We start from the raw sequence: 23,856 nt of genomic DNA on the forward strand, positions 1-23,856 counted from the left end.
TTGCAAAACGACCTTAAGGTGGTTATTGCGGCGGGGCTCACCTCTTCCCATCCCGAACAGAGTAGTTAAGCCCGCCTGCGCAGATGGTACTGCAGTTATGTGGGAGAGTATGTCGTCGCCTTTCTTTGAAAACCCTTCCCGATAATCGGGAGGGGTTTTTTATTCTTATTTTATTAGTTTAATTATAATAGAATAAAAAAGGTACCTTAGCTCAGATGGTAGAGCAATGGACTGAAAATCCATGTGTCCCTGGTTCGATCCCTGGAGGTACCACAATATTGCTCGGATGGTGAAATTGGTAGACACGCTGGACTTAAAATCCAGTGAACAGCAATGTTCGTGCGGGTTCAAGTCCCGCTCTGAGTACTAAAAGCTTCAATTGGCTATGCTGATTGAAGCTTTTTTTTTAACAAGGATTTGTGTTTGCGTTAGGGATGGAAGCGGCATCCTTTTGTGAGTGTAAAGACATCGTGGACTAAAATAAACGCACCCGAACAAAAGATACAGCGCACAGCCCGACCTCGTTGCTGAAGAAAACCTTATATTTTGCGAAAATGCTCCGCAACGAGGGAACGCCAGAATAGTAAGTGTAAATTAGCTAAATAGCTAGCACTGATGCTATAGTAATTAAAAGATGCCTCTTGAAATGAATAAGAGTTCTTGTTTTATTATATAAAAAAAAAGGCATGTTTAACATGCCTCTTAATAATATTGAATTTAGACTTATTGAATACTGTCTTTAGTCTCTTCCAGATCTTCTGTTTTTCGTCCTATTTTAATCTTTGGATTGTCTTTGTTTCCTGTGATTGTTAATGGGATTCCGAAGATTCCAAGAGGTGGTAAACCAAGCCTCATTTTAAGGTTTAGTCTTCCGTCTAAGCTGGTTGTTCCTTCAATTCGCGGTCTGAATCCGGCAAATTTGAATTTGAATCGTTCTATAGTAATGATGTTGTTTTTAATCGAACTTTTAATATCTACTTGATTTAATTCAGGATTTTTAATGCTTTTCTTAGCTGTTTTTTTAGCAACGTTATTAAACATTTTCATGCCATACATTTTAACGTTTTTTACAGAGATAATTCCGTTTCCTGATAAAGAAGGAAGAACGGGTTCCATACTTGTATTTAATCGTCCTTTTAATTTATAATCTAACGATATAATTCCTTGTGCTTTTTCGGCAGCACTTGCCATTTCTCTAAAGAGTTTTACTTCTTTATAAGCGCGTTTGATATCAAATTCGTTTGCTTTTATATGATAGTCAAATCTTGCGTTTTTTGAATTGACACTTTTGTAAGAGGCATCCATAGCAACGGTACAACCTATCAAATCAAAACCGGTATTTTGCATGCTAAGCAAGCCGTTTTTCATTTTTAAGCCTCCTTTTGCATTTTTAAGGTCTAATCCATTAAAGTTTATTTTTTGAGCATTAGCTTGAAAATGTAAGTCTAGATTAGAAGGGATTACAATTACTCCTGTTTCTGTTTTAGCAGCTGTATTTGGAGAATTAGTTGTACTGGTTTCAGATGAATTTGTAGTAGTATTTGACATGAATTCATCGGCATTGATATAATCGGAATCTAAGGTAAATGCGCCTCGTAAAACGCCATTTTTAGAAGCCATAAAATTAAATACGTTCTGTAAATAACCATTCATTTTAAAATCAGACTGCCCATAAGATGCCAGAAAAGTATTGAAACGCATTTTGTCTTGTTTGAATTTAAAAATCCCTTGTTTAACCAAGAATTTCTTTGGAAGATATTCTGAAGCAAAAGCAATATTTTTAATCTCAAGTGTTCCACTATTTTTAAGTTTCGAATAATTTCCTTTTTCGGCATCGCTTTGTTTTCCTTTTAAAGCTAAATCGGCTTTGATGAAACCGTCAACATCGAGTCCTTTTTGCGAAAAAACTTTGTAGATTTTACCGATATCCAAAGTCCCTTTGGCATTGATGTCATAAACAAGATTATCAAAATTACTAAGATTGGCTTTTACAAAAACAGGATTTCCTTCAAAAGTAAATTGGGCAGGTTGTAAAACTACTTTTAAATTTTCAAATGTTCCTTTTGGATTCGAAATAGTCGAAACAATTCCAATGTTAGTTATCGGATTTGGATAATATTTTGTTTTAAGAAAACCGTTGTTTAGGTTGATAACCGCATTTGTTACAGGAAATGTTCCGTTTTTTTTGTCAAATTTTCCTTTGGCCGTACCATTGGCAGTAAGTATTCCTTTGAGTTCTATGTCTGGAATTCCAATAGCACGATTTAGTTTTTCCAAATCTATTTTAGCTTCTAAAGCTGCATTAAGATCCAGAATAGTGGTTCCGGTGCTGTATAATTTTGTTTTTAAATAATCCTTTTCAATATTAAGCGAAAGGTTTTTTAAATCGACTATTAATAAATCATGATTTAATGAGGGTAATTGTGTTGAAAAATTGACATTCAGATTGCTAACAGTAGCTGGACTTTGGTTGTAATTAACACTACCGTCCTGAATTTTAAAATCCAAATTGAGATTTGGTGCGATATTTTTAGACGCAATGTAATTTCCTTTTAAAGCTAAATTAAAATCTGTTTTTCCGGTTAATTTGGTTTTGTCAAGCCAAGTGATGAATTTTGGTGGAAAGGCAGTAAAGAAATCATTTAGGTTGCTATTGGTTGTTTTTAGGATGAAATCCATGTTGTAACCTTCTTTGAGAAAGTCGAATTTTCCTTTAAAGTCAACGATTAGGTTGTTTATTTTTAAATCATTTTGCTCAAAAATAAACGAAAGCGAATTAACATTCACTTTGGTAATTAAGTCGGCATTGACTTTTTTATTCATCAAATAAGGCTCATTGTCATATAAAAGATTGAGCTTGTCAATTTTTGCTTTAGATGATAAATCAAAAATAGCCTTGCTTAAATCGCCTTTGCCCAAATAATTAAAACCAAAAATATCGAAATGAAGTTTGGTCGATAAATCATCATAAACAATTTTACTGTTGGTTATTTCGATTTTCTCCAGTTTTAATGAACTGTCTTCTTCTTTTTTAGATGTTTTAGTTTTATCAGCTTTATAGACGTTGTAGTTAGCAAATCCTTCTTTATTGACTTTTACATTAATGTCAGCATTAGAAAGAAAGATTTTGTCGATATTGACAGATTTTCCAAAGATTAAACTTGGTACATCGATACCAAAAGCAATTTCTTTAGCTGTGATTAGATTTTCATTTTGATAAGGCGCCGAACCATTTAGTTTAAAATTATCTAAACTTACGGTCAATGAAGGGAAATGATTAAAAAAGGAAACATTGGATTCGGAGTAATCCAGTTTAGCATTTAGTTTTTGATTGGCTACTTTTTTTATTTCAGTATTGATTTTGTCCGCAAAAACATAAGGTGCAATAAACATAAAGGCCAATAAACTGGCTAAAGTAATTCCTGTATATTTCAATATTTTGAAAAATATAGCTTTTGTTTGGGACATGATAAGGTGTTATTATGAAATAAAATTAGGAACGTGTTTTTAGGTGGAATATTATCCGTGAACGGTTTCGTTTTTGCCGTAGTTGGTGATGATTGAAGTTTCGAATTCAATCCATTCTTTCCAACGTTTATCCACATCAACATTGTCAGCATATTTTCGGGCAAAACCTAAAAAAGTGGTATAGTGGTTTGCTTCGCTAATCATTAAATCACGATAAAATTTAGCCAATTTTTGGTCTTTTATATTTTCTGATAATACTTTGAAACGCTCGCAGCTTCTGGCTTCAATCATCGCTGAAAAAAGCAAACGCTCACACAAAGCATCATTACGGCTTCCATCTTTTTTCATGAATTTAAACAGCTCGTTTACATAGCTGTCTTTGCGTTCACGTCCAAAGGTGAGTCCTCTTTCTTTGATAAGGTCATGAACCATTTTGAAATGTTCTATTTCCTCTTGGGCAATAAGTACTAATTCAGTAACCAATTCCTCTTTTTCGGAGTTTTGGGTAATAAGACTTATCGCATTGGAAGCTGCTTTTTGTTCGCACCAGGCATGGTCGGTTAAAATTTCTTCGATATTAGATTCTACTATGTTGACCCATCTTGGATCTGTGACTAATTTTAATCCTAACATATCATTATAATTTTATGCAAAATTAATGTTTATTTTAGAGGTTTTTGTTCAAATGGGCGGATTAACGATAAATTTAGTATTATTTTGTGAAACTAATTTTATGTTGATATGAATCAGAAGCAATCGCTTTTAATAATTGGTTTTGTTTGGCCTGAGCCTAATTCTTCTGCTGCAGGAGGAAGGATGATGCAGTTAATTTCTTTGTTTCAAAAACAGGATTTTGAAATTACTTTTGCAAGTCCGGCGCAGGATAGTGATTTTATGATTGATTTAAAATCTTATAATGTAGAACGAAAGTCTATTGCCTTGAATTCTTCCAGTTTTGATGATTTTGTAAAGGAGTTGAATCCTTCTGTAGTTTTGTTTGACCGTTTTATGATTGAGGAGCAATTTGGCTGGCGTGTTGCCGAAAATTGTCCAAATGCTTTACGAATTCTAGATACCGAAGATCTACATTGTTTGCGATTGGCGAGACAAAAAGCATTTAAGGAAAAACGAGAGTTTCAAATTTCAGATTTATTAGTTGAAGAAGTTGCGAAGCGTGAAATTGCCAGTATTTTACGTTGCGATTTATCGTTGATGATTTCGGAATATGAAATCGAATTGTTGACGACTGTTTTTAAAATTGATAAAAGCTTATTGTGTTATTTACCACTTTTATTAGAGTCGAATGCAATTCCTGATTTAGCTAAATTACCTTCTTTTGAAGAGCGAAAGGACTTTGTTTTTATAGGTAACTTTCTTCATGAACCCAATTGGAATGCGGTTCAGTATTTGAAAGAAACGATTTGGCCACTAATAAAAAAGCAATTGCCTGAAGCGGTTTTAAATATCTATGGAGCTTATCCTTCTCAAAAAGTATTACAATTAAATAATGTTAAGGAAGGTTTTTTGATTCAGGGTCGTGCAGAAAATGCCAATGATGTAGTTGAAAAAGCAGCTGTTGTTTTGGCTCCTTTGCGTTTTGGAGCAGGAATTAAAGGAAAATTACTCGAAGCCATGCAATGTGGGACGCCGAGTGTTACAACTTCTATTGGTGCCGAATCGATGCAAAAGGATTTAGCTTGGAATGGTTTTGTTGAAGATAATCCAGTAGATTTTGCTGATAAAGCAGTGCGATTGTATCAAGATCCAACTACCTGGATTCAAGCACAAAAAAATGGAATTGAAATAATGAATCAGCGTTATTTGAGAGAATTGTTTGAAGAAGATTTTGCTACGCAAATTCAGTTTTTACTTTCGAATATAAAGCAACATCGATTAAATAATTTTATGGGAGAATTGCTGCAACATCATACTTTGAAGAGCACAAAATATATGTCAAAATGGATTGAGGAGAAGAATAAATAATTTGTGTTTTTGATTGCATGAGGGATAGGAGCGGTATCTCCCGAATATAAAAACAAGCCTTTTTTAGCTGAAGTTTTTTATCGGGAATACAGTGGACAGACCGACCGTACGTATCGTTAGTTTTTATAGATAGCGGTTAAAAAGTGTAGATAAAAAAACTCGCTAGCCATGATGATAATGAGCATTATATTTTTTTTTAAATTACTTGATTAGCAGTATTAAATCATATTATTTCATCCTTTTATAATAATACTTTTGAGTTCTATTATCATATTGAAGAATTTCTACTTCTAAATCTGTTGAGGTTAATAAAGTTACTTTTTCAGGTCTACTATCTGGGTATCCATCAAATTTATATGTAATATATGTTTCATCAAATGAATATGTGCCATTATAAGAAAAATTTAAGCTACAATCTAAACTCATTAAAATATGAAAAAAAGTTCCGTCTGATTTATATTCCTTATAACTAGGGCAGCTTAAATTTAATGCTGGTGCATCAAAGCTACTAAAACGTTCACCATTAGAATCATAATACTCTCCTTTAATTAAATACCATTTTCCGACTAGTGATACATTAACATTTTTATTGTCATCATCCTTAGAACAAGAAAAGAGCACTGTAAATACTATTATAAGTGATAAAAACACTAAAATTTTTTTTTGATAGGTTTTCATTATAAATTAATTTATTTCAATAATAGTAATTATCTTGCATAAATACAATACCTACTTTTAGGTATTTATTACCGCAATTATATAACTGCTATATTTGCGGAATGAGGGCATGCGGAAATAAAACCAAATAAAAAACCCGTCAAGTTTTTATACAAGACGGGTTTTAGTTTTATAAAAAATCAGTAATTATGCAAGCATTGTCACTGGGTTTTCAATGTATTGTTTTAATGTTTGTAAGAACTGTGCTCCAGTTGCTCCATCGATAGTACGGTGGTCACAAGCAAGAGATAACATCATCGTGTTTCCAACAACAATTTGACCGTTTTTAACCACTGGTTTTTCAACGATAGCTCCTACTGAAAGGATTGCAGAGTTAGGTTGGTTGATGATAGAATTGAATTCAGTAATACCAAACATTCCAAGGTTAGAAATAGTAAACGTACTTCCTTCCATTTCTGATGGTAATAATTTTTTGCTTTTAGCTCTACCTGCCAAATCTCTTACACTTGCTCCAATTTGAGATAAACTCATGCCATCTGTAAATGGTAGTACAGGAACCACTAATCCGTCTTCAACAGCAACAGCAACACCAATATTTACATGATAGTTGATAGTGATAGCGTCAGCAGACCATTGTGAATTGATTTTTGGGTGCTTTTTCAAAGCTAATGCGGAAGCTTTAATTACCATATCATTGAAAGATACTTTGGTATCCGGAACGCTATTGATAATTCCTCTTGATTTCATTGCTTCGTCCATTGTTACCTCAATTACTAAATTGTAATGTGGCGCAGTAAACAATGATTCAGATAAACGTTTCGCAATGATTTTACGCATTTGCGAATTTTTGATTTCTTCAGTTGCAATTTGCCCTGCTGGAACATAAGGTTTTGGGGCTGGTGCAGTAGCAGATTCAGCTTTTGCAGGCGCAGTAGCAGCTTGTGGAGCGGCAGCAGCAGGAGTGAAGTTCTCGATATCGCTTTTTACGATACGTCCGTTTTCTCCAGAACCTTTTACTTGATTTAATTGAATTCCTTTGTCAGAAGCAATTTTTTTAGCTAATGGTGAAGCTATGATTCTTCCTCCGTCAGCAGCAGCTTCTTGAACAACTGCAGCGGCAGCTTCAGCAGGAGTAGCTTTAGTTTCTTCAGCAGCAGGAGCAGCTTGTGGAGCAGCGCCAGCAACGTAACCGTCAGCAATTCCGCTGATGTCAGTTCCTGCAGGTCCAATGATAGCTAAAAGACTATCAACAGGAGCTGTATTTCCTTCTTGAATTCCGATATATAATAATGTTCCTTCGTTGAAAGATTCAAATTCCATTGTTGCTTTATCTGTTTCGATTTCAGCAAGAATGTCACCTTCGGAAACAGCATCACCTACTTTTTTCAACCAGGTAGCTACTGTTCCTTCAGTCATTGTATCGCTCAAACGAGGCATAGTCACAACGATAACTCCAGCTGGTAAAGAAGCGGCTGGTTTAGCAGCAGCAGGAGCAGCAGTTTCTTCTTTTTTAGCTTCAGCAGCAGGAGCGGCAGCTGGTGCAGCACCTCCAGAAAGTAAAGCAGAAATGTCTTCACCTTCGTTTCCGATAATTGCTAATAATGAATCTACAGGGGCTGTCTCTCCTTCTGGAATTCCAATATGTAAAAGTGTTCCTTCATTGAAAGATTCGAATTCCATCGTTGCTTTGTCAGTTTCAATTTCAGCAAGAATATCTCCTTCGCTAATTTTGTCTCCTACTTTTTTAAGCCAAGTTGCTACTGTTCCTTCCGTCATAGTATCACTCAAACGAGGCATTGTTACTTTTATCGCCATAATATTTTTATAGTTTATGAGGTGTAAATGGATAATCTTCTTGTGCGTATACTACGTCGTACAATTGCTCAAGTTCTGGATATGGAGAAGATTCAGCAAAATCAACACATTCTTGAACTAAATCTTTTACTCTTTGATCAATTGCTTCGATTTCTGTATCGTTAGCATATTTTTTATCTTTAATGATGTCCAATACCTGAGTAATAGGGTCAATTTTTTTGTACTCTTCTACTTCTTCTTTAGAACGGTATAATTGGGCATCAGACATTGAGTGTCCTCTATAACGGTATGTTTTCATTTCTAAGAAAGTTGGTCCGTCACCACGACGAGCTCTTTCAATAGCTTCGTGCATTGCTTCAGCTACTTTTACAGGGTTCATTCCGTCAACTGGTCCACAAGGCATTTCGTACCCTAAACCTAATTTCCAGATATCCGTATGATTTGCTGTTCTTTCTACTGAAGTTCCCATAGCGTACCCATTGTTTTCAACAATAAAAACTACAGGCAGTTTCCATAACATAGCCATGTTAAAAGCTTCGTGCAAAGAACCTTGACGAGCAGCACCATCACCAAAATAGGTCATTGTAACTCCTCCTGTATTGAAGTATTTGTCTCCAAAAGCCAATCCGGCACCTACTGGGATTTGACCTCCTACAATACCGTGGCCACCATAAAAACGGTGCTCTTTTGAGAAAATGTGCATGGATCCACCCATTCCTTTAGAAGTTCCTGTTGCTTTTCCAAGTAACTCAGCCATTACACGTCTAGGATCAACACCCATACCAATTGGCTGAACGTGGTTTCTGTAAGCAGTAATCATTTTGTCCTTGGTTAAATCCATTGCATGTAATGCTCCAGCAAGTACGGCTTCTTGACCATTATATAAATGTAGAAAACCTCTAACTTTTTGTTGTATGTATAATGCAGCTAGTTTATCCTCAAACTTTCTCCAAAGCAGCATGTCTTCATACCACTTTAAATATACTTCTTTTGTAACTTCTTTCATCTCAAGTGTTCTTTTACTAAAGTTTTTATTGTGTTGTCAATTAGTACTTTTTCACAAATTGATTTTTATATGGTCGAATTTGCGAAATGCAAAAATAGGACATTCCAATTAAGAACTAAAATTATAAAGCTAATTTTTAGTTTTATTAGAGCAGTTTTTTGTTAAATATTAAAGGGAGCAGGTTTTTTAAAGATTCCGATTTGTAAATCTTACCTATTTCTCCCATGAAATAAATTTTAATTGGACTGTCTTGTTTGATTTCGTATTCGGCAATAGATTGTCTGCATGCGCCACATGGAGGAATTGCTGTAGGGATTCCTGTTGCTTCCGGTGCGGCAGTAATAACTATTTTTAGGATTTTAGATTCTGGAAAATTTGATGCGGCTTGGTATAAAGCGACTCTTTCTGCACAAAGACCTGAAGGATAGGCTGCATTTTCTTGGTTAGATCCTAGAATTATTTTTCCATTGTCTAAAGAAAGTGCTGCTCCGACTCTGAATTTTGAATAGGGAGCATGGGCGTTTTTTTGAGCTTCAGCTGCTTGTTTGAAAAGGTTTTGGGTTTCAATGGGTAATTCTTCTATGGTGTTGTAAATAGTGAATTTACTGGTGATAATAACTTCTTCCATTTTATATGAGTAAAAAAAATCCAAATTTCATTAGATGGAAATTTGGATTTTGGTATTGTATTTTGTTGAAAATTAATATTGTTCGTATTTGTCTCCAAAATTAAATGTTAATGAAAAACGGAGTGTGTTTTCTAACGGATTTGGGATTTTAGAAGCAGAGAATAGATAGGATACGTCTACTTTTACAGTGGTGTATTTGAAACCGGCTCCCAGAGAAAAGTATCTCAAGCCGCTTTTGGTGATGTTTTCATGGTGATATCCTGCACGTAAGGCAAATGAGTCCTGATAGGAATATTCGGCGCCTAGTGAGTACATTACTTCTTTTAATTCTTCGCTAAAACCATCAGGAGCATCGCCTAAAGATTTGAAAACGCCTGAGAACCATCCTGTTTTTCTGTATTCTGCCGTAGCTAAGTTGTAATCAGTATTGTCGATAACACCGTCTCCATTCATGTCGGTACCGTTATAAGTGCCATTGGTGTAATCAACTTTTGGAGTAGGTACAAGTAATTTACTAAGTTCAAGATTAAGGCCTAATTTATTATAGTCGTCTAAAATAAAATCAAAACCTGTTCCTAGTTTTAGGTTGGCAGGTAAGAAGTTCGTGCTGATTTCGTCGTTATCATAGCTGATTTTTGGTCCTAAATTTTGAATATTAAAACCGGCTCTCCATCTTCCGTTAAATCTGCTATATGCTATTTCTTCCGACTGATAAAAACCGGCTACGTCTATTGCAAAAGAGCTGGCAGCTGTAGCATCTCCGTTATCGGTTGCGACTTTTAAATTAGAATGAATGTATCTGGCGCCAACAGCCATGGAGAATTTTTCACTTAATTTAAGTGAGTAAGAACCATCTATTGCAAATTCATTAGGGGCAACCGTGGCAAATTGTTCGTCAGGGTCTCCGGTTTTTCTTAATTCGATATCTCCAAAACCAAAATAGCGAAGACTTCCGGCAAAAGCACTTCGGTCTGAAATTTTATTGTAATAGGTGAATTGTCCTAATGAAATGTCGTTAGCAAGACCTGTTAGATAAGGAGTGTAACTAACACTAACTCCTTGTTTGTTTGTTGCAAAAGCATATTTGGCCGGATTCCATTGTTGTGAAAAAGCATCTGCGGATGTCGCGACTCCAATATCGGCCATACCTGCTGCTCTGGCATCAGCAGAAACAGACAGGAAAGGAACCGCAGTTGTAATGGTCCTTTGTTGAGCTTGAATCAGCGAAATAGAAAATAAAGAGATGGTTAAAAGTATTGTTTTTTTCATTGGTTAGTAAAAAAATGTTAGAACAAATATAGTGTTTTATTAAAAAGTTGCAATTTTTTCTTCCTTTACTTTTAAGATATTACATACTTAGTTTTTAGATTCATTTTTAATGCTTTAGTCTTGTGTCTGTAATTAACTATAACTGCTAAATTTAAATAATATTGTGTTTAATTGCGCTGTATATTTAATGAAGAAATCAAAAGAGTAAAAAAAAAGCATTAAGTATGTGAATAAATAATAAATAGTATAAATTTGCGTTTATTTTGAGTAAAGTAAGGGGAAGCAATTATTTAAAAATGATATTGTAGGTTTGTCGTTAATTATTATATTGCACCACCCAAAATCACCATAGTAAAATAGTATGAGAGTAAATAAAATTATAGTATTTCGATTGATATTATCATCGATAATGATGCTAGGATTTGCTAGTTGTAGTAAGAAATCCAGTTCTAAAGGTACTTCGAGAGCAACAGGTTGGAATGTAGATAATAAAACAGCAGCCAAAAAACAAGAAGCTGGCCCAGGCTTAGTTTTTGTTGAAGGAGGAACGTTTACAATGGGAAAAGTCCAGGATGATGTGATGCATGATTGGAATAATACGCCAACTCAACAACACGTTCAGTCTTTTTATATGGATGAGACTGAGGTAACTAATTTTATGTATTTAGAATATTTGGATTGGGTTAAGAAAGTTTTTTCTCCAACTGATGAAAGTTATAAAGACGTTTATAATGGTGTAGTTCCCGATACTCTTGTGTGGAGAAATCGATTAGGCTACAATGAAACCATGACAAATAACTATTTAAGACATCCGGCTTATGCTAATTATCCTGTTGTTGGGGTAAATTGGATTCAAGCTGTTGATTTTGCTAATTGGAGAACAGAGCGTGTTAACGAAGCAATTTTAGAGAAAAATGGTTATTTGAAAAAAAATGCTAAAACTGATGATGTAACGGCTGATAATGCTTTTAGTACAGAAGCTTATTTAGCATCACCTTCAACTTCAAGAGGTGGAAGTGAAGAAATTGTTTTAAAAAGAGTAAAAGGTAGAGTTGTAAAAACTAAGGATGGAAGTGCAGCTGAGCCAAAAGGAGTATATGCTCAACGTTCTTCAGGAATTGTTATGCCAGAATATAGACTTCCAACAGAGGCAGAATGGGAATATGCAGCTGCTGCTGACGTAGGTCAAAGAGAATACAATATTTACAAAGGACAAAAGAAATATCCTTGGTCAGGTGAATATACCCGTTCAGGAAAAAGACAAACAAGAGGAGATCAATTGGCCAATTTCAAACAAGGAAATGGTGATTATGGTGGAATTGCAGGTTGGTCTGATGACGGAGCTGATATCACTAATGCGGTTAAATCATATCCGGCAAATGATTTCGGATTGTATGATATGGCTGGTAACGTTGCCGAATGGGTAGCGGATGTTTACAGACCTATTATTGATAACGAGGCTAATGATTTTAACTATTTCAGAGGGAATTCATACACTAAGAATAAAATTGGTGCTGATGGAAAAGTTGAAATTGTTTCAAGAGAAAACATGAAATATGATACTTTGAGTAATGGAAAAATCATCGCTAGAAATTTCCCTGGTCAAATTGCTCAGGTTCCTGTTGATGAACAAGAAACTTATTTGAGACAAAATTTCGATAAGAGTAATAACATCAATTATAGAGATGGGGATAAGCAGTCTTCTAAGTATTATAACTTTGGTTCTTCTGAATCAGATAATGAAAAGGGGAAAAATATAGAAAAAATGTATAATTCGCCTGTTCACAATGTGACTACTGATAGTTTAGGTAGAATGGTGAGAAAATATGATAAGTCAAGTAAAAGAACAACTTTGATAAATGATAAAATCAGAGTATACAAAGGAGGTTCCTGGAGAGATAGAGCTTATTGGTTAGATCCGGCACAAAGAAGGTATTTCCCTCAAGACATGGCAACCGATTATATTGGGTTTAGATGCGCAATGTCAAGAGTTGGTTCTAAATCAGATAAAAGAAAGACACCAAGAAATTAATTTCTAAAACATAATAGATAAAAGCCCTTTGATTAGGGCTTTTATTTTTTTAAATCATTCTTATATGGATATCAATTACATTCATAGTTTATTTTTAAAATGTTCAGGAGTTTCAACAGATACTCGCAAAATTCAAGAAAAGTCATTGTTTGTCGCTATAAAAGGAGAGCGATTTGATGCGAATACTTTTGCTAATGAAGCTTTAGATAAAGGTGCTTCATTTGTTATCATTGATAATAAAGATTATTATATTGATGAGAGAACGGTTTTAGTCGAGGATAGTTTGGTTGCTTTGCAGGAATTGGCAAAGTTTCACAGGAATTATTTAAAATTGCCTATCATTGCTCTTACAGGAAGTAATGGGAAAACCACTACTAAGGAGTTGATCAATGTGGTTTTGGCTAAAAAATACAAGACTAAGGCTACTGTTGGGAATTTGAATAATCATATTGGTGTTCCGTTGACCTTGTTGTCTTTTGATGCAAATACAGAAATTGGAATTGTTGAGATGGGAGCGAATCATAAAAAGGAAATTGAGTTTCTTTGTGAAATTGCCCAACCGGATTATGGATACATAACTAATTTTGGCAAGGCACATTTGGAAGGTTTTGGAGGTGTGGAAGGTGTTATCCAAGGAAAAAGCGAAATGTATCAATATCTTGCAAAGAATGATAAATTAGCTTTCATTAATCTTGAAGACCCAATTCAGCTTGAAAAATCCAAAGCTTTAAAACACTATTCTTTTGGAATAAATAAGGAAAATGCAGATGTTGTGATTTCTGAAATTAAAGCCAATCCTTTTGTAGAAGTTGGTTTTGATTTGCTTCAAATTAAAACACATTTGATAGGTTTGTATAATGCAAATAATGTAAATGCAGCCTTGACTATTGGGAAGTTTTTTGAGGTTGAGGATGAAGCTATAAAGGCTGCATTAGAAAGTTATATTCCTGAGAATAACAGATCACAATTGTTGACTAAGGGAACTAATGAGATTATTCTGGATGCTTATAATGCCAATCCAAGCAGTATGGCTGTTGCGATTACCAATTTTTTGCAGCTTGAAAAATCAAATAAAATAATGATTTTAGGAGATATGTTCGAGCTTGGAGATGAAAGTCATAAGGAGCATGAAGCTTTGGTAAATTCTTTGGTGAACGAAGCTAATGTAAAGTGTTATTTTGTTGGGAAAGCATTTTATGAATGCCAAGTTGCAAAGGATAATTTCAATTTCTATGACAGTTTTGATACTTTTTCAGCTGGTTTAGAAGGTGTGAATTTCGAAAATAATACAATGCTAATTAAAGGTTCTCGTGGTATGGCTTTAGAGCGTACTTTGGATTTCTTATAATAACATAAATTAACGCATACAATAAACGCCATCAGAGATGATGGCGTTTATTGTTTAAATACTCATCAGAAAACCAATCAGGTTTTCTTTTTTATTAAGGTTTAATTTTTTTCTTAATCGGTAACGGGCCAGTTCTACACCTCCGTTTGAAATATTCATTACTTCGGCAATTTCTTTGGTTGACATATTCATCAATAAATAGGTTGCTAAGTCTAATTCTCTAGGCGAAATAGTAGGATATTTTTCTTTTAATCTTTTTAGAAAATCATAATGTACATTTTTTATATGTTTTTCTAAATCTTGCCAACTTTTATCTGCATTTACTTCTTTTACAATGCTTCTGTTTAATTTAGTAAATTGTGTTTTAGTTGTTTCGTCAAAAGTATCTACATTGATGTCTTTTATTTTATTGATAATGTTGTTTAAGACTTTGTTCTTTTTTGCAACTTGCAAGGAGTTGTTTACTAGTTCTTTGTCTTTGGCTAAGATTTTTATTTTAAGTTTATCGTTTTTAAGTTTTTCGATTTCCTTTTCAAGTTCGTATTGTTCTTGTCTGATTTTAGTTTCCTTTTCTAAGTATAATCGGCGTTGTTCCAGAGTTTCATAGTATTTGTTTTTTCGAATTTTCATTTTTATTCTTTTTCGAATAATATAAATAGTCGTAATGATAAGTATTATATATATAAAATAGGCTAAAGGATGTCTGTACCAAGGAGGTGAAATTGTAAACAATAAAAATGCTTCATCAGATTGAATACCGTAACTATTACGTACTTTGATTTTCATTTTATAATTACCCTCTCTCAGATTAGTGTATTCTTTGATAGAATTATTTGACCAGGAACTCCATTTCTTGTCAAATCCTTTTAGTTGGTATGAGAATTCTACATTTTCCAGATTTTCAAAAGTAGGAGAAGAAAAGGAGAATTTAACATGATTGGATTTATATGGAATGTCATAGTTCTCCAGCTCTTTTTGTCCATTTCCTAAAATTAAAGTATCACCAGGATATGAAAAACTTCTTATGTATGCTTTTGGTTTGATGACAAGGTTGTTTTTCTGTTTTGGGTTATAATGAGCTATTCCGTTTGTTAGTCCGATGAATATGTTTTGAGGATCAATTGTGTTTATTGATAAATAATTTGATACCAGATTGCCGGTTAAATTTGAAAATGGAGTTATGATATTATTATAAGTTCCATTTTTGTTTTTCATCAATGCTCCTAAAGATTCTTTGAAAACATACCAAATGTTACCATTATCGTCTTCTTTTATCTCGCTTATTTTTGGAAGGTTTTTAAAAAGCGTACTGATTTTTTTGTCTTCATAAAATAGATCTTGGTCTCCACTGTATTTATAAAAATGGTTGTTAGTTTGAAAATAGATTACTTGGTTTATTTGTTGAATGCTTCCGATACCTTTGTCTTTATTAGATAAATTCTTATAAGTTTTAATAGATTTAATTCTGGTCATATCATCAGTTAAAGTTGCTTTGTAGATTAAATTATCTAGATGAAACCATAAGTTTAAATTTTCTACCTGAAAGGAATAAGGATACCCATAAAAACCTTCTAGTTGATTTTTATATTGCCATTTATTTGAGACTTTTTCAAATACTGCAAAGCCAGTATAATTGCAACCTATCATGTAATTGGGTTTGTTTGGGACTGATTTAAAACTAACATAGCCTTTAGTGTCAATTGTGTTTACTGTTTTTCCATTTTCAATTACTAAGGCACCTTTATTACTGGCGCAAAATAATTGATTGTCTAATATTTGAATATTCCATGCCTGACCAGAAGTGCCATTGACTAAATTAAAATTATTGTCATTAGATAAATCTTCCATAGAGTGGTATAAAAGACCTTGGTTTGTAGCTATGTAAAGAATGTTTTTATAAACTACTGAAGCATAAACGGTGCTTATGCCATAACTCGATCCAAAATAGGTTATAGGTGAGTTTTCATTAATAAAATCTATTCCGCTATCAAGTCCTAACCAGATATTGTTTTTATTATCTACAAATGATGTTAAAACGGTATTGTTTTGCAGTCCTTTGTTTTTATTGAAATGTTGTACAATTTTTCCTTTTTGGTCGCAAATAATAACTCCATTGGTAGCTGAATTGAGAACAATAAAATTGTTTCGAAAAGCAGTGCCTCCTAAGGAACCATTTTTTTTCATGAATTCATTAGCTTCAGTGTCCCATGGAACTAATTTTTTAAAATCATATATAAACAAACCATTGTTTATGGTTTCAATTAATAGTTTGTTATCAGGTAATGTGAAAATTCCCCATATTTCCCGATTGTTCAAAGCGGTAGTGCCTTCTAAGGGGATAAGTGTGCCGTTTTTATATTCAAGTAAGCCTTTTTTATGGTCTTGAATATAAAGTCTTGATCTAACCTTAAATGAAAATTGAAAACGGCTTGGTGCTTCTAAAATTTTTAATTTGTTTTTTTTAAGGATATAAGCATTAGTGAAAGATTGAAAAATAATCTCATCATCATGTATATGTGTCTTCCATATAATGTCAATTAGTTTAATGGCATTCTTATTAATCAATTTAGACAAAGAATAATATTTCATTTTTCCTTTTGAATCAGGTTTGAAGTAGCCAAATTCAGCGTTTCCACCAACGAAAATTTTCCCGGATTCATCTATTTTAAATGATCTGATTAATCCTGAATTGGGTAAGGAATATTTGCGCCATGATGAACCATCAAATTGGAAAAGACCTTTGTTGTTGGCAAAATATAAGTTTCCTCTTTTGTCCTGATTGATTTCCCAATTTTGAGTATCTCCTTTGTAATCTATTCGGCTGTAGTTTTTAATTTCGGGTAACCCAATTTTTTTTTCCTGGCTAAATAGGTTGCTTGAAAGTAGCACTATAATGATAATAAGGTATGGTTTTATTAGACTCATAATTCAAATGAAAATAATGTTATCTTAATGGTTTATAGATGTTGTTAGTATTTCAACTATTAATATTTAAAATTTGTTGTTTGTGTTAAAATCTCTTTTATATTTCATAATTTCTAATGATTATATAAATGTAGTGTTTTTTATTTATTTAACGTTTTAATAACAGGGTTAGATAAAATATTAAATAATTGTAAATCAGTATTTTATTTGAATTTTGATGTGTTTTTGTCTAGTGTTTTTTTGTTGTTTGATGTGTTTTTGTAATAGTTTAAAATTATTGATAACATAAAATTATAGATAAGTTTGTATCAAATAACTAATTTACTAACCAAAAAATTTAGAAAAATGAAATTAACAAAAATGTTTATTTTTTGCTTTTTGTCTATCTTATTCTCAGTTTACGCACAGGCACAGGATGCTGTAGTAAAAGGGAAAGTGCTTGACGAAACTGGGATGTCAGTTCCAGGGGCATCAATTTTAATTAAAGGTACCTCTAAATCTACCACTACAGATTTTGATGGTAACTTTGAAATAAAAGCTCCTTTAAATGGAGTCTTTGCTGTTAGCTTTGTAGGTTATACTACAATTGAAGAACCAATTAAGGGGAGAAAGGATATAACTATAAAACTTAAAACAGAATCGCAAAAGCTAGAAGAAGTTGTTGTTATAGGTTATGGAAGCCAAAAGAAAACAGATGTGACTTCTGCAATTTCTAGTGTAAAAGTTAAGGATGTTTCAGATAGACCTATTGTTAATGCTGTTGAAGCAATAACAGGTAAATCATCTGGAGTACAGGTTTCATCATCATCCGGATCACCTGGTGGGGCATTATCAGTTCGTGTACGTGGAATTGGATCACCTAATGGTGGTGAACCATTGTATGTTGTTGATGGGGTGCTTACAAGTAATGTTAAGGCAATTGATCCTAATAATATTGAATCAATTAATATTTTAAAAGACGCATCGGCTGCAGGTATTTATGGAGCTGCAGGTTCAACAAATGGAGTTGTTCTTATTACAACTAAGAAAGGTAAAAAAGGAAAACCTAGAACAGAAATTAATTTTTACGGTGGTGTACAACAAATTGTTAAAAAATTACCGGTATTAAATAATTCTCAATGGGTTGATTTACAAACAGAGATTTTAGGTACTGCACCTAATGTTCCAAGTTATTATGATTTGGCAGGAACAAACAACAATTGGCAGGATTTAATTTATCGTACAGCAGCTCAATCGAGTGTTAATGTAAGTACTTCAGGTGGTTCGGATACTGGGAATTATTACTTAGGTCTGGGCTACTTAAACCAAGAAGGTATTATTGTTGGATCAAATTTCAAACGTTATTCGCTTAATTTAAACGTTAATCAGGATGTTACAGAAAAGATAAAATTCGGAGGATCGATTAATTACAACAGAACGAATCAAAGATCAATTACAGATAATGCTTCTGCTAATTTTGGAGGGGTTGTATTGAGTGCCCTTGTTACTCCTGAGTATATTCCAGTTTATATGCCGTCAAATGCGCCTATTCCGGGTGTTTATGGTGTGAGTAATTTTTATTCTGGCGAAAACCCATTAGCATTAATTTATAACAATGAAAATAAAACTATCGCTAATAATTTATTGGGAAGTACTTATGTTGAAGCTAAATTACCGCTGAATTTAACTTTTAAAACTCAGTTAAACGGAGTGGTTCAAAATTCAAAATATGATTATTTCTTAGATCCATACAGCAGTTTGAATGGACGTAGTTCTCAAGGTGGAGCTGATAGCAATTACTACGAAGTTTTTAGATGGCAATGGGATAACACTTTGAATTATAAGCAAAATTTTGGAGAACATTCTTTTGATGTAATCGTAGGAACATCTGCAATGAATGAATCAATTTCAAATTCAACTCAACATGGAGCTGGTTTTGCAACAAGTGCTGTACAAACTTTGAATGCTGCCAGTTCTGATTTCCAAATAGGAACAGGAGAATATGAGTGGTCTACAAATTCTTATTTTGGAAGATTTAATTATGGATATGACAATAGATATCTTTTTACAGCTACTTTCCGTCGTGATGGATCATCAAGAGTTGGTACAAATGTAGTTTATGGAAATTTCCCTGCTTTATCTGCCGGTTGGAAGATTTCTAATGAAAAATTCATGGAAAACGTAAAATGGATGCAAAATCTTAAAGTACGTGTAGGATGGGGAAAAACAGGTAATTTACCTCCTTATACTATGTTGTATCCAACGTATAGCTTACTAAATGTAGGTGCTCCTTATGCATACAATTCTACAGATATTGCTCCTGGTATTAAACCAGCTGCTCAGTTAGGAAATCCTGATTTAAAATGGGAATCGGCAACGCAAACAAACATCGGTTTAGAAGTAGGATTTTTTGATAGCCGTTTAAATTTCACAGCTGATTATTACCATAAGAAAGTGGAAGATATGATTTTTACACTACAACTACCTTTAACTACAGGAAGTTCTGTTACTGCAATGAATTTACCAGGATATGACGTTAATAAAGGTATAGAGTTATCATTAGATGCCGATATTATTAAAGGGGATAATTTTACCTGGTCATCTAATGTGAATTTTTCTAAGAATATAAATCGTATCGAAGGCATTGATGACAACACATCTTTTCAAACAGGACCTATTTTGATAGGAGGAAGCCAAGTGCCTCTTTACACTCAAATTATTAAAAATGGTTATCCTCTTGGAACATTCTGGGGATACGAATCGAAAGGGGTAGATCCACAAACAGGTAATTTAGTTTATGGTAATGAATTGGTTAATCTAGGTTCAGCCTTACCTAAATATACGGTTGGTTTTTCAAATGAATTCGCATACAAAGGGCTTACGTTATCATTTTTAATTGATGCAGTTCAGGGTAATAAAGTTTACAATGCAACAAGAATGGAAATTGAGGGGTTGTCAGGTTATGCCAATGAGAGTACTGAAGTATTAAATAGATGGAAACAACCGGGAGATATTACAAGTGTTCCAAGAGCATTAGGAAATGGTACAACTAATACTGCAGCAGCAGCAATGTTGCAAAACAAAGTGTCTTCACATTACATAGAAGACGGCTCTTTCTTTAGATTACGAAATATTACTTTAAGCTATCAAATTGAGAAAAAGTTTGTTGAAAAATTAGGTTTGTCAGGTCTAAAAATTTACGGAACTGCTCAAAACTTATTCACCATTCATAATTACAAAGGATATTATCCTGAGGTTAATGGATTTGGACAAGGAACAAATAATCAGGCTGAAAATGCGGGTTCTGGTTCATCACTGATGTCACTTGGTATTGATAGAGGAACTTATCCGGCAGCAAAAATTTTTACAGCTGGTGTTAATATTCAACTTTAAAAAAAATATTATGAAAATAAATATATTAAAATACGCTCATTTCTTTGTATTAGCAATAATACTTACGTCATGTTCTCAGGATTTTCTAGATAAATCTCCTGAGTCTCAATTAGCAGCAGGTTCTTTAACTACAGCTTCTGATGCTGAAAGCATATTGAATGGTGCTTATAATGCAATGCCAGATTATTATTCATACAGTAACTTTTTTACTACCGAGGGTATGTCTGATAATACCTATATCAATGGGGATAATAATGTTGAGCAACCACTTGAAAATTTCACTTTTACATCTTCCAATGGTGAAATCCAATTAAGTTGGCAGGAATTATACAAGCATATAACGGCTGCAAATACGGCTATTGATAATGTAACTCTTATTAATGATCCTAAATGGGATGGAACCAATAGAAAAGCACAGATAATAGCTGAAGCTACTTTCTTGAGAGCTTTTGCTTATTATTGGTTAGTTACATCTTGGGGAAATGTACCGCTTATTCTTTCATCTAATAATGCCGGAAACTACTACCCTTCAAGAACTAGTGCTGATTTAGTATATGCACAAATTATTAAGGATTTGAAAGATGCAGAAGCAGTTTTAGATAATAATCCGTATCATGGAGATTATGGTAGAGCCACAAAAGGAGCTGCAAGAGCATTATTAGCTAAAACTTATGCTCAAATGGGAGATTATCCAAACTGTCTAATTTACTGTAATAAAGTTATCGAAGAAGGACCTTACACTTTGGTGTCTGATTATTCTAAACTATGGGGGCTTTCAAACAAGAATACTTCTGAGTCAATTTTTGAATTACAAGTTCCTACAACAGGTTCTCCTTATAATGTTTGGAAGATAAATGTGCTTTCTTATGGTCCATTTGATAACTGGCCAAAACGTCAAATAGGTTCTTATGATTTAGTGAAAGCTTTTAATGATGCCGGAGATAACGGTAAAAGATATAAATCTACTTTCAATTGGCAGGTTACTGGAGCTTCTTTCAATATGCCTTTTAATGCATGGAATCCAACTCAGGCAATTCCGTTCTGTGGTAAGTTTTCATATAGTGATACCTGGACAAATGGGGATAATTTAATCATGATAAGACTTGCTGATATTATTTTGTTAGCAGCTGAAGCCAATGTGCAACTTGGAAAACTTCCTGAAGCGACAATTCAGTTAAATAAAATAAGAACAAGAGCTGGATTAGCCAATACTACTGCCACTACAAAGAGCGATTTAGCTTTAGCGGTATTAAAAGAAAGACGTTTAGAATTAGTTTACGAACGCACCAGATGGAATGATTTGAAAAGAGCTGATGCAAATGGAACTATTAACATGGTGAATTTAATGAACAGTCAGGTGAATTCAAGTCTTCAACCACTTAATTATGGAATGCAAAGTTTTCATAAGTTGTTGCCAGTTCCTTTAGGAGATATTCAAATAAACAAGAATCTTTTACCTAATAATACAGGATATTAAATAAGTATTTAGATTACTGAAAAGATTAATTTGTTGGGTTGGTTAATAAATTAAGTTCAGTGTTTTTTTACTAAAAGCCTAATTGGCTTTGTTATTTCTGAAGCGGACTTGTTGTACTACAAAACAAGTCCGCAAGGGAATATAATGTCATAAAATTAATGTTTTGGACTAATAAGCTTGTCGTTTATTACTTTCTAAAATTGTTTTAAAATTCAATTTTCATCAAAAAGCAGTTTCAAATTTCCCTGTTTAAATTCATAATGACATAGTATAAATTGAGCATGTTTTTCTAAAAGAAAAGCTATTCTCAATTTAATTAGTGGAAAGTGAATATTAAATATGGTTTTGTAACCGCATAAATAATAATAAATCAATGAAAAATATACAACTATTTTTAATGTTGTTACTGACAACTTTTTGTTCTTTTTCGCAAAGCAAAATAACCTGGGTATCAAGTACAGAAGCCAAACAATGGCAAAGTCATAAGAATATAAAAGCGGGTTTAACAACTGGAAAAACGGATGTGGAGGTTCTCTTAAATAAACCTTTGCAGCAAATTGACGGTTTTGGTACTTGCTTTAATGAATTGGGCTGGACTTCGTTGAGTGTTTTAAATGCGGATGACAGAGAAAAGATATTAAAAGAATTTTTTTCGCCAAATGTAGGAGCCAATTTTACAATTTGCCGTATGCCAGTTGGAGCCAATGATTTTTCTAATAATTGGTATTCCTATAATGAAACAGCTGGTGACTTCGAAATGAAAGATTTTAGCATAGCACACGATTCTCAAACACTAATTCCATTCATTAAAAGTGCATTGAAATACAATCCAAATATAAAACTATGGGCTTCGCCATGGTCTCCGCCTATCTGGATGAAATATAATAAACATTATGCTTCAAAACCATTTCCTAAAGATATGCCGCAGGATGCTGCAGAGGAAGCAAGAGAAAAATGGGGAATGGATTTTAAAGGTTTCGATAATGGACTAAAACCAGAACAGGAAGGTTTTGAAGGGAAAGATATGTTTATTCAGGAAGATGAATATTTTAAAGCGTACAGCTTGTATTTTTCAAAATTCATTCAGGAATACCGTGCCCAAAATATTAATATCAGTATGGTAATGCCACAAAATGAATTCAATTCGGCTCAGGTTTTTCCTAGCTGTACCTGGACGTCAAAAGGCTTGTCCCGATTTTTAAATTATTTAATTCCGGCAATGAATCAGGAAAAGGTAGATGTTTTCTTTGGTACAATGGAACGTCCAAATTATAAGTTAGTCGATTCCATTTTGAGTGATTCTACTATTAATAAATCCATTAAAGGAGTCGGTTTTCAATGGGCTGGAAAAGGTGCCATTCCAACAATTCATAAAAACTATCCCAATCTTAAATTATACCAATCAGAACAGGAATGTGGGAATGGAAAAAATGATTGGAAATATTGTGGATATGCTTGGGGCTTAATGAAACATTATCTGACTAATGGAGCTAATGCCTACATGTATTGGAATGCTTCACTAAAAGAAGGAGGTATAAGCACCTGGGGCTGGAGACAAAATTCATTGGTAAGCGTTGATACTACTAATAAAACCTTCAAATACAATTATGAATATTATTTGATAAAACATCTTAGTCATTTTGTAAAACAGGGAGCAAAACGTCTGGAAACATCTGGTGATTATGATAATTTATTAGCATTTGTCAATCAGGATAATAGTGTGGTAATAATGGTTCAAAATGATAGTGCCAAAGAAAAAATGTTTAAAATAAAAGTGGGAGGAAAAACACTTACACCAATATTAGAAGCTGATTCGTACAACACCTTTCTGTTGAAATAAGACTTCATTTGACTT

General features: G+C 33.4%; 14 protein-coding genes, 2 tRNA genes and 1 rRNA gene. 9 read left to right on the forward strand and 8 right to left on the reverse strand.

Annotation, left to right across the window (positions count from 1 at the left end; all coding sequences use genetic code 11):
* Positions 1 to 14 precede the first annotated feature (14 nt).
* From rrf to EOD40_RS09690, 3 genes are all read left to right on the forward strand, one after another.
* Positions 15 to 124: ribosomal RNA gene (gene rrf / locus EOD40_RS09680) — 5S ribosomal RNA — on the forward strand.
* A 76-nt stretch (positions 125 to 200) separates the two neighbouring features.
* A tRNA-Phe gene (locus EOD40_RS09685) sits at positions 201 to 273 on the forward strand.
* A 7-nt stretch (positions 274 to 280) separates the two neighbouring features.
* Positions 281 to 366: transfer RNA gene (locus EOD40_RS09690), tRNA-Leu, on the forward strand.
* Between the two features lie 357 nt (positions 367 to 723).
* On the opposite strand, the gene EOD40_RS09695 is transcribed toward EOD40_RS09690, so the two are convergent.
* Both EOD40_RS09695 and miaE read right to left on the reverse strand, forming a co-directional pair.
* A complete protein-coding gene (locus tag EOD40_RS09695) occupies positions 724 to 3,468 on the reverse strand; it encodes an AsmA-like C-terminal region-containing protein (protein ID WP_128195027.1) in 2,745 nt (914 codons plus the stop codon).
* 51 nt (positions 3,469 to 3,519) lie between these two features.
* The gene (gene miaE / locus EOD40_RS09700) at positions 3,520 to 4,101 is read right to left on the reverse strand and encodes a tRNA-(ms[2]io[6]A)-hydroxylase (protein WP_128195029.1); all 582 of its coding nucleotides are present in this window, start codon (positions 4,099 to 4,101) and stop codon (positions 3,520 to 3,522) included.
* A 108-nt stretch (positions 4,102 to 4,209) separates the two neighbouring features.
* On the opposite strand from miaE, the gene EOD40_RS09705 reads away from it, so the two are divergent.
* On the forward strand, positions 4,210 to 5,451 hold the full coding sequence (locus EOD40_RS09705; RefSeq protein WP_128195031.1) for a glycosyltransferase: 1,242 nt from the start codon (positions 4,210 to 4,212) through the stop codon (positions 5,449 to 5,451).
* A 228-nt stretch (positions 5,452 to 5,679) separates the two neighbouring features.
* On the opposite strand, the gene EOD40_RS09710 is transcribed toward EOD40_RS09705, so the two are convergent.
* The 5 genes from EOD40_RS09710 to porV all read right to left on the reverse strand — a co-directional run bounded on the left by EOD40_RS09710 (position 5,680) and on the right by porV (position 10,847).
* On the reverse strand, positions 5,680 to 6,129 hold the full coding sequence (locus EOD40_RS09710; protein ID WP_128195033.1) for a lipocalin family protein: 450 nt from the start codon (positions 6,127 to 6,129) through the stop codon (positions 5,680 to 5,682).
* 186 nt (positions 6,130 to 6,315) lie between these two features.
* Positions 6,316 to 7,944, reverse strand: a complete 1,629-nt coding sequence (locus tag EOD40_RS09715; protein ID WP_128195035.1) for a dihydrolipoamide acetyltransferase family protein — start codon at positions 7,942 to 7,944, stop codon at positions 6,316 to 6,318.
* A 7-nt stretch (positions 7,945 to 7,951) separates the two neighbouring features.
* Complete coding sequence (gene pdhA / locus EOD40_RS09720; protein WP_128195037.1) at positions 7,952 to 8,950, reverse strand: pyruvate dehydrogenase (acetyl-transferring) E1 component subunit alpha; 999 nt, start codon at positions 8,948 to 8,950, stop codon at positions 7,952 to 7,954.
* Between the two features lie 145 nt (positions 8,951 to 9,095).
* Positions 9,096 to 9,578 carry a cytidine deaminase gene (gene cdd / locus EOD40_RS09725; RefSeq protein WP_128195039.1) on the reverse strand — a complete coding sequence of 161 codons (483 nt, stop codon included), beginning with the start codon at positions 9,576 to 9,578 and terminating at the stop codon, positions 9,096 to 9,098.
* Between the two features lie 72 nt (positions 9,579 to 9,650).
* Positions 9,651 to 10,847 carry a type IX secretion system outer membrane channel protein PorV gene (gene porV / locus EOD40_RS09730; RefSeq protein ID WP_128195041.1) on the reverse strand — a complete coding sequence of 399 codons (1,197 nt, stop codon included), beginning with the start codon at positions 10,845 to 10,847 and terminating at the stop codon, positions 9,651 to 9,653.
* Positions 10,848 to 11,208: 361 nt separating this feature from the next.
* On the opposite strand from porV, the gene gldJ reads away from it, so the two are divergent.
* Positions 11,209 to 12,879: a gliding motility lipoprotein GldJ gene (gldJ, locus tag EOD40_RS09735; RefSeq protein WP_128195043.1), complete on the forward strand. Its 1,671-nt coding sequence runs from the start codon at positions 11,209 to 11,211 to the stop codon at positions 12,877 to 12,879.
* Positions 12,880 to 12,943: 64 nt separating this feature from the next.
* Positions 12,944 to 14,227, forward strand: a complete 1,284-nt coding sequence (locus EOD40_RS09740; RefSeq protein ID WP_128195045.1) for a UDP-N-acetylmuramoyl-tripeptide--D-alanyl-D-alanine ligase — start codon at positions 12,944 to 12,946, stop codon at positions 14,225 to 14,227.
* A gap of 54 nt (positions 14,228 to 14,281) precedes the next feature.
* Here the strand turns inward: EOD40_RS09740 and EOD40_RS09745 are convergent, their stop codons facing one another.
* The gene (locus EOD40_RS09745; RefSeq protein ID WP_128195047.1) at positions 14,282 to 17,152 is read right to left on the reverse strand and encodes a triple tyrosine motif-containing protein; all 2,871 of its coding nucleotides are present in this window, start codon (positions 17,150 to 17,152) and stop codon (positions 14,282 to 14,284) included.
* 345 nt (positions 17,153 to 17,497) lie between these two features.
* On the opposite strand from EOD40_RS09745, the gene EOD40_RS09750 reads away from it, so the two are divergent.
* From EOD40_RS09750 to EOD40_RS09760, 3 genes are all read left to right on the forward strand, one after another.
* A complete protein-coding gene (locus EOD40_RS09750) occupies positions 17,498 to 20,524 on the forward strand; it encodes a SusC/RagA family TonB-linked outer membrane protein (RefSeq protein ID WP_128195048.1) in 3,027 nt (1,008 codons plus the stop codon).
* Positions 20,525 to 20,534: 10 nt separating this feature from the next.
* Positions 20,535 to 22,001 carry a RagB/SusD family nutrient uptake outer membrane protein gene (locus EOD40_RS09755; protein ID WP_128195050.1) on the forward strand — a complete coding sequence of 489 codons (1,467 nt, stop codon included), beginning with the start codon at positions 20,535 to 20,537 and terminating at the stop codon, positions 21,999 to 22,001.
* 373 nt (positions 22,002 to 22,374) lie between these two features.
* Positions 22,375 to 23,841, forward strand: coding sequence for a glycoside hydrolase family 30 protein (locus EOD40_RS09760; protein WP_128195052.1), 1,467 nt, complete (start codon positions 22,375 to 22,377; stop codon positions 23,839 to 23,841).
* Positions 23,842 to 23,856: the final 15 nt, after the last annotated feature.

It is taken from the genome of Flavobacterium sufflavum (genome assembly GCF_004016525.1).
Lineage (GTDB): Bacteria > Bacteroidota > Bacteroidia > Flavobacteriales > Flavobacteriaceae > Flavobacterium > Flavobacterium sufflavum.

What these genes read in the sequence shown, in the direction of transcription:
- EOD40_RS09695 (WP_128195027.1), bottom strand. Translation starts at nt 3,468, where the DNA reads ATGTCCCAAACAAAAGCTATATTTTTCAAAATATTGAAATATACAGGA.
- miaE (WP_128195029.1), bottom strand. Translation starts at nt 4,101, where the DNA reads ATGTTAGGATTAAAATTAGTCACAGATCCAAGATGGGTCAACATAGTA.
- EOD40_RS09705 (WP_128195031.1), top strand. Translation starts at nt 4,210, where the DNA reads ATGAATCAGAAGCAATCGCTTTTAATAATTGGTTTTGTTTGGCCTGAG.
- EOD40_RS09710 (WP_128195033.1), bottom strand. Translation starts at nt 6,129, where the DNA reads ATGAAAACCTATCAAAAAAAAATTTTAGTGTTTTTATCACTTATAATA.
- EOD40_RS09715 (WP_128195035.1), bottom strand. Translation starts at nt 7,944, where the DNA reads ATGGCGATAAAAGTAACAATGCCTCGTTTGAGTGATACTATGACGGAA.
- pdhA (WP_128195037.1), bottom strand. Translation starts at nt 8,950, where the DNA reads ATGAAAGAAGTTACAAAAGAAGTATATTTAAAGTGGTATGAAGACATG.
- cdd (WP_128195039.1), bottom strand. Translation starts at nt 9,578, where the DNA reads ATGGAAGAAGTTATTATCACCAGTAAATTCACTATTTACAACACCATA.
- porV (WP_128195041.1), bottom strand. Translation starts at nt 10,847, where the DNA reads ATGAAAAAAACAATACTTTTAACCATCTCTTTATTTTCTATTTCGCTG.
- gldJ (WP_128195043.1), top strand. Translation starts at nt 11,209, where the DNA reads ATGAGAGTAAATAAAATTATAGTATTTCGATTGATATTATCATCGATA.
- EOD40_RS09740 (WP_128195045.1), top strand. Translation starts at nt 12,944, where the DNA reads ATGGATATCAATTACATTCATAGTTTATTTTTAAAATGTTCAGGAGTT.
- EOD40_RS09745 (WP_128195047.1), bottom strand. Translation starts at nt 17,152, where the DNA reads ATGAGTCTAATAAAACCATACCTTATTATCATTATAGTGCTACTTTCA.
- EOD40_RS09750 (WP_128195048.1), top strand. Translation starts at nt 17,498, where the DNA reads ATGAAATTAACAAAAATGTTTATTTTTTGCTTTTTGTCTATCTTATTC.
- EOD40_RS09755 (WP_128195050.1), top strand. Translation starts at nt 20,535, where the DNA reads ATGAAAATAAATATATTAAAATACGCTCATTTCTTTGTATTAGCAATA.
- EOD40_RS09760 (WP_128195052.1), top strand. Translation starts at nt 22,375, where the DNA reads ATGAAAAATATACAACTATTTTTAATGTTGTTACTGACAACTTTTTGT.